This is a genomic window from Saprospira grandis DSM 2844 (assembly GCF_000275825.1).
Taxonomy (GTDB): Bacteria; Bacteroidota; Bacteroidia; order Chitinophagales; family Saprospiraceae; genus Saprospira; species Saprospira grandis_A.
In genome coordinates this window covers 3,518,065-3,529,654 of record NZ_JH719942.1, presented here as the reverse complement: position 1 = coordinate 3,529,654, position 11,590 = coordinate 3,518,065, and the positions used below count along the sequence as shown (strand labels likewise).

Below are 11,590 nucleotides of genomic sequence, written 5' to 3'. Positions count from 1 at the left end.
CCAAATCAAAAAGAACACTCTGGATGCACCAAAAAACCAAAAGAGTGGCATCTAAAGGGAAAACCATACGCTATGAGAACAATTTTTCTATCTCTTTTTTTGGCCCTAAGCTGCGGATTAAGCGGGCAGGTCGAACTTAGTCCACAAGCCAAAAAGGACTATAAACTGGGCCAAGATTACTTCTTTAAAGCCGATTATCGGGCGGCCCTCAATGAATTTCAGGAAGGAAAAAAGCAGGCGGAGGCCGAAAACCGCGACCTCTTTCAGCTAGAAATTGCGCATTGTCATTTGCGCCTAAAAGAATATGAAAAGGCCGAAAAAGCCTTTAAGCCGCTGATCAAAAAGGGGGGACGTTTGCTGCCCTCTGCATTTCAGTCGCTATCGAGTTTGTACATTGACCAAAAGGAGACGAAAAAGCTCAAGCGCCTAACCGATAAGGCCGTTCGTTTGCAAGGCGAGCAGATGGCTTTTTTGCGCAATTATTTTTATTTGGCCAGTTTAGAAAAGGACCAAAAAGCGCAGCAAAAGTACCTAGAAAAAATCTGTGCGCTACCCCAGGCCACCGGTGGTGATTTTATCCAATTGGCCCAATTGGCCCTGCAAGAAAATGAGGTGGAACTGGCCGTAATGGCCGCCAGTTATGGCCTCGTCCGAGAGCCAAAAAGTAGCTATAATGAAGCCGCTTTGCAAATTTTGGAGCAGCAGCTTATGGGGCCCAATTGGGCCAACTATTGTAAAATTGCCCAAAAAGCCGCCCAGGCAGAACAACAGCCCAATTTTGGCCTCGATTTTTCGCCGCTGCAAACTGCCGCCCCCACTTCCGAACAGTTTGAGCTGATTGTTCCTTTGCGGGCCGCTCAATTGCTAAAGGATAGCAGCCAAGCCCTTTATGCCACCAATTCAAGCCAACAACTTAGTGAGCTCATTGCACTGAGTTGGTTGTTTTTGGGCCAGCATCCTCGGGCAAAATATTGGGAAAAAACGGAGCTCTACCAAAATGTTTATCAAGAGTTTCTAGAAAAAATAAAAGCCCCCCAAAAGCGAAAACTATTTAGTCATTTAGCTTTGATTGGGCGAGATGAAGGATTACATAACTTGCTTTCTAAGGGAGAGTTGGTCGAGATGATGAAGGCCAAATAAAGGCTGCTGTAGATAAAAAAACAGGCCCCAAGGCAATGCCTTGGGGCCTGTTTTCATTTTGGTGCAGCTCTAGGGCCGAATCACCGTAAACTTCTTGGTGGTTTTAAAATTGGCATTGCCAATTTGCAAGAAATAAGCGGCTGCGGGCAAATCATGCAGATCGAAGCGAGCGCTTTGGCTGCCCGCCTCTAGTTGGCCTTGGGCCAAAACTCTTCCTTGCAGATCGATTAAGGACCATTGGAAATCTTGGCTGAGCGGCTGCGCAAACAACAACTGCGTATAATTTACCGCTGGGTTTGGCGAAAGCAAAGCCGTATTGATCTGATGGGCTTCGGCCTGCGCCTCGGCGAGTTCAGTAGTACTCAGGGCATTGACATATTCCGTAATGTCTCGGGTCATCACCGCCTGATAAATTGTTCGGCTTGTGGGGGCATCCTCCTGCACAAAGGCAATTGCCTCTAGCTGGGCCGTATCAATATTATTGGGGTTGTAGGTCCAGACCTCAGAAAGCTGAACACTATCGCCGGGCAGCCAAGATTGGCTAAAGCGAGTTCCTGCGGCATCGGGCAACATCTTACGGAGCAAAGAGTGAGTATGAAAATTTACGCCATTAGAAAAATAAACGGCGGAATCTTCCGTAACCACTAGCTGCAAATCATAATCTGCAGCGGCCAAGGTATCTCTAGCGATCAGGGTCGCATTGATTTGCAGATTATTATTGCCAATAAAGGCGATCGGTTCGAGGCGGATATCAAAACGGGCATCTTCTAGCATATCCGTTTCAAAATCCTGCTGTCTCAAATCGGCAGAATTAGGTGGGTTGTTGCTATAGCGGCGACCATCGACTACCGCCTTAGCGCTTACGCCATCAATACCATAAATAGAGGTCCTAGCCGAGGGATCGTCTCGATTGAGGCTATTCATGGGATCAAAAGCGGGATCTTCATTATTGATTTGTAGTAAAATCACATCTCGAACGGCAGGCGTAGCATAGACCAAATTATAGACATATTGGTTGATCGGGTCCATATTGACCACCCCCGCATTAGAGAAATGTTCGAGCAGTACATTGCGTTCTCGGTTCCCGATCCAAACATTATCGAAGGCAAAGCCACGAAGAGGCGTTTGTGAGGCCCCGATGGCGCCAAAGGCCACTCTAAAGCGGAAATTCTCAAAATTGCGGAAAGCATCTAGGGTATAGCGGGCATCTTGCCAGCCGTTGCTTATTCCAGACCAGCCTCTGGGGGCCAGATCTTGCACCCCAGGGCGGCCAGCCACTACAGCTTGATTATACCAATTGATCCCTCGATTGACATTTCCTAAGGGCAACCATTTTTCTGTTTGGGGATCAAAATATTCGATCAGCGTTCCGTCATTTCCTTCATCGGTTTCATTAAAGAAATCGAGTTTGAGCATGGGGCGTTCTAGGGCGGTTAGGTCGATACAAGGGCTATAGACCCAAGCACTTTCATCTGGGCCATAAGTACTATCGGTTCTGGTGATCCAGACTTGGCCATGATCCTGAGCAATGTCGATATCGGCGGGCATCCCCCACTCCCAGAGGTTACTCGATTGGGCTTGGCCTTCGGCCTCTTCTAGCCAACCGTTGGCGCTAGCATCAAAGTCTTCACTATAGGGCGCCAGGGCATTCGGTTGTTCATTGGGCAGCACTAACACCCGAATAGTATCCGAATCGCTACAATAATTATTATTTTCGACAAAAAGCGAGGCCTCAAAAATGCCGGGTCCATTATATTGGTAATTAAAAGTTGGAAACTGGTTATTATTATCATAACTAGCGGCAAAGCTGTTGCCATCGCCCATATCCCAAAGGGCGGTAGTAATAGAATCGTAGAGCGTGGTTGTTCCGGGGATCGTTCCGACCAAATTCATACTATCATTATCGATCTCAAAGAAAACCGAATCTGTAGAGCAGCTATTGTCTGCGCTCAGTTTTACATTGGGCAAACTATGCACATTAAAGCTAGCCCAAGCGGTATCCAGACAAGAAACAAAGGTATTGCTAGTATCTTGGAAAACTGCTTGAATTTGGTGTGTTCCCACTCCAGCGATACTAGAAATCATAAATTCTTTTTCGAAGAGTACGCCGGGGCCGCTATAATTTAGGACATTTCCGCTAAGCAAATTAGGCTGAAAAAAGAGCGTATCTCGGCCAAAGCAGGCATCTACGGTAGCATCTGCGGGCAGACCTTGAACATCATGAGTAGCAAAGAAACTATACTCTGGATGCGGGTGAATATGGACAATTTGGGTATCTCGGGCCGTACAACTGAGTGCTTCCGTTTCATAGATAAGGGTATCTTTGACCAAAGCGGGATAGCGTGTCGTATCCGAGTAATTCGGATTGGGCCAATATTGCCCATTGATAAGGGCGCCATGCATAATTCCTCCTACGCTAGAGCTATCTCCAAAGAAATAGCGTCCGCCTGTGGGCAAGCCAAAGAGCTCTTGGGGTTCATCGGCTTGGCAAAAATGGTAGCTAGCCATCGTAAAATTAGCGCTAGGCAGTGGGTTGATGGTTACTTCTATTTCTACGGTATCCTTACAAAGGGTTGTAGGATCTTGATACACATAAGCATAATTGACATAACCGGGGGTATTGGGCAAGATGGGGCTATAGACGACAGAGGGATTAAACTGGATATCTGTTGGTCCAGAAATCGTTGGGCCGGAATAGCTTCCGCCAGAGGGCGTTCCCGTTAAGATACCGATTGTATCATCGGCGCAATAGGTCGTATCTACTTCATCGGTTTCTAATCCGGCAATAGGAGCCAAATTCACCATAAAGGTAGAGTCTATAGAAGAAATACAACCATACTGGCTAATATAGGTAAACCTAATCGTTTTGGGTCCTGTTCCTGATGCAGCTGGATTAAAAAGAGGACCGTTCCCAACAACGCCAGGTCCGCTAAAGTTGGCCTGCGAAGCAATCAATGAATCTAGCGAATTATATGATGCAGGAGAAGGAAAGCCAGAAAGCAGATCTACGCCTCCATTGGTACAATAGCGGTTATTTTGGTTGCCCAAAGAGCTAGAGTTTCGGCCAGAAATAGCTAGGGCCACATCTCCAAGGATGCGGACATTGGCCGTATCTCTGGCTGCACAGTTTCCTTGTCCAGCCTCATAAATGAGGTAGTAATTGACATCAGTGCTTTCATTAGTAGCCGTATAAACGGCATTAGGATTAAAAATAGAGCCTAGGGTCGTTGAAGTATTGGCTGCATTTCCGTTACGAGCGGTAATATAATGTACTCCATTAGCGGGGCTAGAGCCGCCTAAATTGACAAAGGTTTCATAATTACAGTAATTCTCGGCAATCGTAGAGTCTATGGCCACTTCAGGTGGGTCGACCACATAAACCACTTCTTCATAGCGCACAACCAATTGTTGATCTGGAGTAGAGCTAGAAACGGAATTACTTGTAGTATTATAAACTTGTGTTCTACTTTCTCGATAATAAGAAATGGTCACGGTTACACTATCTACCCCAGGAGCGGGAGACAAGGCGTACTCCTCCTGTCCTGCTGTTCCATTTAGGGTTGTTAAAGCAGAAGAAGGGTTGGCCGATACAGTCATCACATATTCTCGACTCTGTGTGGTCTGCATATTTGATGAGTTGGCATTGGGCCCAACCCAGCTAGGATCCCAAGGAAAAGTTGTTGTGTCTCGACCAAAAACTAAGGGCGGATCCAAACGACAATGCGTCTCTGGCAATACACGAGGAGGAACATCTAAAATCTCTGCCGTATCCGAGAGCATGGCCGTACAGCCATTATTATCGTACAAAATACCAATCTCATAACGGCCAGAATCTGCCGTGGCCCCCAAAAAACGATCATTTAATACATAAACACCAGAATACCCCACAGGAATAGGGGGATTAGAATTGATCAAGCTCGCAAAATAGGTAGGATCACTGGAGCTAATGTTAATCGGTACCGTATCCGAGTTATTAGTTAATGAAGCCAAACGAACAGAGTCAATACTGTTGTTGTAAATTCTTGTGCTAGCCGTATAGGTAATGGCATTACAAGTAGCCGCGGTGGTGGCCATATAGGGCGTATAGATATAACGCAATATCATATTTCGACTAGCCAAGTTCTGTGTAAGTGGCGTTGTTGTAGCATTCAAGCCGTCGGGAATAAAATCATAGCTAGCCCCAATATAAGAAGGTTGTGCCGAAGGACTTTGTAAATAGGAGCCCGTTACGGATCCGCCCCCACCATCTAGTACCGTTAATGAAGTGCCCGTAGGAAGACCACTGCTCGGACTAGGACTCAACTGGATCGGAATAGTGTCTCGAGAACAAACCGTATTGGCCAAACCCACAATGTCTAGCTCGGGCCGAACCACAATGAGGAAAAAACTATCAATAGGAGCAGCAACATCATTATTGCCAGAAAAATTTTCCGCATGCTCATAAAAGACAATCTTACAAGATTTCATGTCAGTGGGAATCGTAAAGGGGATCGTCCCATTTTTTGGCGGCCCAGCTCCAGTTTCATTAGCCCCAGAAACAAAGAGGGCATTTACATCTCCATTCCCATATCTTCTTGTTTGGGCATTAGGTCCCCCCAAATCTCCCGTCAAATCGTCAATATCCTCTTCCGCCTCACTATCTGTTGAAGAATAATTGCCCTGATACAAATCTCCCTCTCTAATAATCACCGCCGAATTGGTCCCATCGGTATGCTCTACATAAAAGTAGTCCGGCCAATAAATCAAGTTGGTATAGTTAAAAACCACCGCATCTCCCGGACAAACCTCAAATATGGCCCCAGGGTGACTAATGTTATTCATGGTCACTGTTCCCTGAGCATAGAGAACAGGCCCTATTATAAATAAGGCAAAAAAGAATAGTAATGCTTGCTTCATAGTGTATGACAATTTAACGGGCAGATATCCCTTATTATGAACTCAGTGGTTGCATCTTAAGGCATTTATCTGTAGGTGGTTTTGCTTTATAGACCTTAGGGGGTCTGATCTCTAAAAAAACGAATTTTTTAAGACAAAAGGCCACTGCCTTCTCCCTTTTATCCCTTTTTTTTTAGCAAGGACTTAACTTTTAGGACCAGCAACTAATTTCTCAATAAAATTTTTCTTCACTGCAAAAAGCAGTACTTTTCCAACTGTACATTCTAACGACAAAGTCAATGAATCAACGTTCTATCAATATTTTGCTCTATTTGGTCATGGCCTATATCCTATTAGCAGGTAGTTGGTGGGCCTATTTGTTGCAAACAAAAACGGAAGCAGTTTGGAGCGCCCAACAGGCAGAAATTCAAGCCCTTCACCCAGATATTAACGAGCAGCAGTTGCAAACTTTGCCTAGTTTCCAAGCCGCCCAAAGCCACTACTTCCGCCAACGCATGATGATTATGGGCGAAGGCCTGGTTTTTCTCTCTCTACTCCTATTGGGCGTCTATAAAATTGTGCAAAGCCAACGCAAACAATGGGCGCTGGCCCAACAACAACAAAATTTCTTACTCTCTATTACCCATGAACTCAAATCACCCATCGCCTCGGTCCAATTGATTCTAGAAACTTTTCAAAAGCGCCAACTTAGCCCCGAGCAAATCCAACGACTGAGCAAAAATGCCCTGCAAGATAACCAACGCCTCCACAAGCTGGTCCAAGACCTCTTGCTGGCCGCCCGCATAGAAGGCGGCCACCAATATATTTTTGAATGCCTCGACCTCAAACAATTGCTCCAAGAGGTGATCCAATGGGTGCAGCCCCGCAGCCCCAAAGAAATTCGATTTACCTCAGATGATCAACTCGATTGTATGCCCCAAGGCGACCGCAGTATGCTGCAATCTGCTTTCCATAATTTACTCGATAATGCCCTGAAATACGCCGGCCAAAGCCCCTTTTTAGCTGTAGAACTCCGCCAAAAAAAAGACCATTACCTGATCGAATTTAAGGACCAAGGGCCCGGCATTCCCAAAACCGAACGCCAAGCCATTTTTCAAAAGTTTTATCGCATCGGCGATGAACGCACCCGCAAAAGCAAGGGCACCGGCCTAGGCCTCTATATTCTCCAAAAAGTGGTGGCCGCCCATCATGGCCAAATCCAAATCCGAGAGAACCAACCCCAAGGCAGCATTTTTTCGATCAAGTTGCCTATTAAATAATTTTTTGTTTTTTTGGGGCTGCCCCTGCGGCCTGCGGCCTTGGGTCGGGCTCTGTCGCAGCTCGCAGGTCTGCTCGGCCCTACAGGCTTTTTCGCTTCGCTTCAAAAGCCTTTGGTCTGCCGCCTTAGGCGGCCCTGCTTTCCATCCCTCAGCCATAAATTAGCCCGCCCAAAACAACGTACTAAACTTATACTATATATATGGACCATATTGCTCGAATCCTTTTGGTAGAAGATGAAGAAAATATTCGCGAAACCCTGACCCTCAATCTAGAGCTAGAGGGCTATGAGGTTCTAGCCCTTGCCGATGGCAAAAGCGTGCTGCCCCATTTTTTGGGCCAACACTTTGACCTCATTCTGCTCGATATTATGCTACCCGAAATGGACGGCCTAGATGTTTGCGAACAAATTCGCCTGCACGATAGCGAAACCCCCATTATTTTCCTTACCGCCAAAGATAGTAGCGCCGATAAAATACAAGGCCTACGCAAAGGAGCCGATGATTATATTACCAAACCCTTTATGCTAGAGGAGTTGCTGCTCCGCATTCAGATTTTGCTCAAAAGAAGCCAAAACCACCGCGCCAATACCCTAGAAGAATATCATTTTGGTCCAAATTATGTCAATTTTCAAGAGCAAAGCGCCAAAGGCCAAGATGGCCAAGATTTTAAACTGACCAAAAAAGAAGGCATGCTCCTCAAGCTACTCATAGAACGAGCAGGAGAAGCCGTTTCTCGACAACAGATTTTACAGGCCGTTTGGGGCTATGATGTCTACCCCTCTACCCGCACGATCGATAATTTTATCCTCTCTTTTCGCAAGTATTTTGAAGAAGATCCCAAAAATCCCCAGTTTTTTCTCTCGGTCCGTGGCGTGGGCTATAAATTCCAGGCCCAAGAAGAGCATTAGGCCCAAAAAGAGCAGCGAGCGAAGCGAGCTGCTTGGCCCAAAGGGCCAGTTGGCCCAGCGCTGCGCAGCCGTGGCCGCAGGCCAGACCCAGTTTTTTTGAGCAAAGCGAAAAAAAACGCAGGGCCGAGCAGACCTGCGAGCGGCGAAGCCTAGCGGCGGCCGCCCCAATATAAAGGGCGGCCGCGGGCCCCAAAATAAAAAACACCAACAAATAGTTGCAAAACCCAATAAATAACACTAATTTGTTTTAAACTTAAAGAAATGGCCAAAACTCAAAAAACTTTTGTATGTACCGAATGCGGCAATGTTTCGCTAAAATGGGAGGGCCGCTGTAGTGCTTGTGGCGAGTGGAATAGCTTGCAAGAAGAAGTCACAGTAAAGGGCAGTGCCAAGCAGGAGGCCAAAAAGGCGACGCAGGGCGCTTGGACCCAAAAAAGAGGGCGAAAACAAGAGCATGCCCGCCCCACACATATTACTAAGGTGCAGGGCGATGGAACGGTGAGAAGGCCCACCGATGATGAAGAATTGAACCGGGTTTTGGGCGGCGGTATCGTGAGTGGATCGATTGTGCTGATTGGTGGAGAACCCGGCGTTGGAAAATCTACCCTGATGCTGCAATTGGCCCTGAGTTTTTCGGGCAAAGTGCTTTATGTTTCGGGCGAGGAAAGCGAACAACAGATTAAAATGCGGGCCGAACGCCTTGGACTGCGCGATAATGACTGCTTTTTGATGGCCGAAACCAATTTGACCAACCTCTTGATGCAGGCGGCCACTTTAGGCCCCGATGTTTTGGTGGTCGATTCGATCCAAACCCTGAGCTCGCAATATGTTGAATCGCCTCCGGGCTCCGTTTCTCAGGTGCGAGAATGCGCTTCTGAATTGCAACGCTTTGCCAAAGAGACCAATATTCCCGTCTTTGTAATTGGCCATATCAATAAAGATGGAGCAATTGCGGGACCAAAATTGCTGGAGCATATTGTGGATGTGGTGTTGCAATTTGAAGGCGACCGAAATTATACCCACCGCATTTTGCGGACCATCAAAAACCGCTTTGGCTCTACCGCCGAACTCGGTATTTATGAAATGCAGGGCCGCGGTTTGCGCGAAGTCTCTAACCCTTCAGAACTTTTACTCACCCAAAAAGAAGAAGACCTCAGCGGCTCGGCAATTACCGCCACGGTAGAAGGGATTCGCCCCATGCTGATCGAAATTCAGGCCTTGGTCTCTACTTCTGTTTTTAGCTCTCCCCAACGCTCGGCCACGGGTTTCGATCTCCGCCGATTGAGTATGCTTTTGGCCGTTTTGGAAAAACGCTGCGGCTTTCAGTTTGGCAATAATGATGTCTTTCTCAATGTGGCCGGGGGACTAAAAGTGAGCGATCCCGCTATTGATATGGCCGTGGTGGCCGCCCTCCTCTCCTCTTTGGAAGATGTGGCCATGCCGTCTAATGTTTGTTTTGCAGGAGAAATTGGTTTGTCGGGAGAAATTCGCTCGGTCCAACGAATCGACCAACGCATACAAGAAGCCAATCGCCTCGGCTTTGAAAAAATTTACGTTTCTAAGTTCAATACCAAAGGAATTGATCCCGCCAATTACGATATAGAAATTGTTCCGCTCTCTAAAGTAGAGCAACTTTTTGAGGACCTGTTTCAGTAGAATAGAAAAGCCGAAGAGATGATCTTCGGCTTTTTTTTGTTGCACAATATAGTATTCAGCCTATCATCGCCTAGGGACAAGCCCCCAGGCTAATAAATGGAGTCGGCCCTCTTTGAGGGCCTCAACTGCTGAGATAGACGGCTTTGCTAAGTCATTATTGCAAAGAAGGGCCTAATCCAAAGGCCCTCTTTAGAGGGCTGTCTGAAAAAGCTAGCCTAGGGGCTTGTCCCTAGGCAGCAAAAGGGAAACACAAAATTTTAAACCCTCTCCCACTTTTTAAAAAACCCAGTTGCCTTTTTAGAAAGTTTGGAGGACCAAAAGTGATCTCTTCTTTTCTTTTTTTCTGGGGCTTGCCCGCCCTTTGGCCGGGCCGGGCTGTTCGCGGGCTCGCTGCTCGCTCGGCCCTGCGTTTTTTTCGCTGCGCTCAAAAAAACTGGCTCTGGCCTGCGGCCACCCGCTGCCATCCCTAAGCCGCTCATCTATTTTTTTTCTTTTGGCTTTTTTCTTCGGCAGTTTTGGCCCCTGTTTTTTTATCCGCTCAATCTAAACGGAGCTTTTTTTGGATTCTTGTTTGGACCTATACGCTATTTTTTTTAGCTCCCACTCATTGAAGAAATAAATACTAAGACAGAAAATGCAAATTCCGTAATAGCTGTTAGTGAATCTGTAATTTGTGTTTATATAATTATCCTACAACTCCTAATTTTGCTTTATAGAATTTTATACCTCATAAATTAAAATATTATGGCAAGTCTAAAGAAAACCGTTCACCTCGAAAATGTACTTACTAACCACAGCCAAGACATGACAACCAAAGTTGTAGCGATAACAGGCACCACTAGTGGGACTGGATTTGTACTAGCAACAGAAGTTGCTAAAAAAGGCGGAACTGTTTTGCTCCTAAACCGTCCAAGCGAACGTTCAGTAAATGCCCTTGCTCAACTTCAAAAATTAGTTCCCCAAGGAAAATTTGAAGCTATTGAATGCGACCTTCAAAGCTTTGATAGTGTAATTAAGGCAGCCGCTACGATTAAAGAAAAATATAACCAACTTGATGTCCTTGTCAATAACGCAGGCGTAATGGCCTTAAAGGATACAGCTACTGCAGATGGTTATGATGTACAAATGCAAACCAATGTACTTTCACATTTCCTACTAACAAAAGAATTATTTTCCATCCTAAAAAACAGCCCGCAAGCAAGAATTGTGAATCATACCTCAATGGCGCGATTAGGCAATCCGCTTGAATTGAAGTATTTCTTGCCCAATGGTGGAAATTTAGGCGGAAATGGTACCGAAGAAGAAAACCTAAGTTTTCAGGGGCCAAGATGGCAACGCTACCATCAAACAAAACTCGCCAACTTTGCATTTACTTATGGCCTGAAAAAGCGATTGGAGGAAAAAAATATTACTAATGTATTATCACTACTCGCCCATCCCGGATTAGCAGCCACTAATCTACAAATTACTAGCGATGCAGATGGTGGCATGGATGTCAATGCAGATTTTATGCAGATGGCACAAAGCCCTGAAGATGGCGCCACAGGAATTATTAGAGCCACTATGGATAAAGAAGCCAAATCAGGCGATTTTTATGGCCCTTCTGGAGAAGGATGGAATGGCTTCCCCGAATCATTAGTACCTGAAGAAGATTTACTCCATGAATCTAACCTTCAAATCAATTGGGAAGGCTGCGAAAAGGCTGTCGGCACTTTCGAAATTTAATTTTGC

Annotated in this window: 6 protein-coding genes; 5 read left to right on the top strand and 1 reads right to left on the bottom strand. The window is 46.1% G+C overall.

From position 1 onward, the window contains the following. Positions 1 to 72 precede the first annotated feature (72 nt). Positions 73 to 1,140: a tetratricopeptide repeat protein gene (locus SAPGRDRAFT_RS15830; RefSeq protein WP_002660249.1), complete on the top strand. Its 1,068-nt coding sequence runs from the start codon at positions 73 to 75 to the stop codon at positions 1,138 to 1,140. Positions 1,141 to 1,209: 69 nt separating this feature from the next. Here the strand turns inward: SAPGRDRAFT_RS15830 and SAPGRDRAFT_RS15825 are convergent, their stop codons facing one another. Beyond that, positions 1,210 to 6,036 (bottom strand): T9SS type A sorting domain-containing protein, encoded by a 4,827-nt coding sequence (locus SAPGRDRAFT_RS15825; RefSeq protein WP_002660248.1) that lies wholly within the window; start codon positions 6,034 to 6,036, stop codon positions 1,210 to 1,212. A 278-nt stretch (positions 6,037 to 6,314) separates the two neighbouring features. Here SAPGRDRAFT_RS15825 and SAPGRDRAFT_RS15820 point away from each other — a divergent pair, with 278 nt between their 5' ends. From SAPGRDRAFT_RS15820 to SAPGRDRAFT_RS15800, 4 genes are all read left to right on the top strand, one after another. Continuing rightward, entirely contained in the window at positions 6,315 to 7,295 is a 981-nt protein-coding gene (locus tag SAPGRDRAFT_RS15820; protein WP_002660247.1) for a sensor histidine kinase, read from the top strand. A 200-nt stretch (positions 7,296 to 7,495) separates the two neighbouring features. Continuing rightward, positions 7,496 to 8,203 (top strand): response regulator transcription factor, encoded by a 708-nt coding sequence (locus SAPGRDRAFT_RS15815; protein ID WP_002660245.1) that lies wholly within the window; start codon positions 7,496 to 7,498, stop codon positions 8,201 to 8,203. Between the two features lie 261 nt (positions 8,204 to 8,464). Further along, on the top strand, positions 8,465 to 9,859 hold the full coding sequence (radA, locus tag SAPGRDRAFT_RS15810; protein WP_002660244.1) for a DNA repair protein RadA: 1,395 nt from the start codon (positions 8,465 to 8,467) through the stop codon (positions 9,857 to 9,859). Between the two features lie 744 nt (positions 9,860 to 10,603). Further along, complete coding sequence (locus tag SAPGRDRAFT_RS15800; RefSeq protein ID WP_002660243.1) at positions 10,604 to 11,584, top strand: SDR family NAD(P)-dependent oxidoreductase; 981 nt, start codon at positions 10,604 to 10,606, stop codon at positions 11,582 to 11,584. Positions 11,585 to 11,590 lie beyond the last annotated feature (6 nt).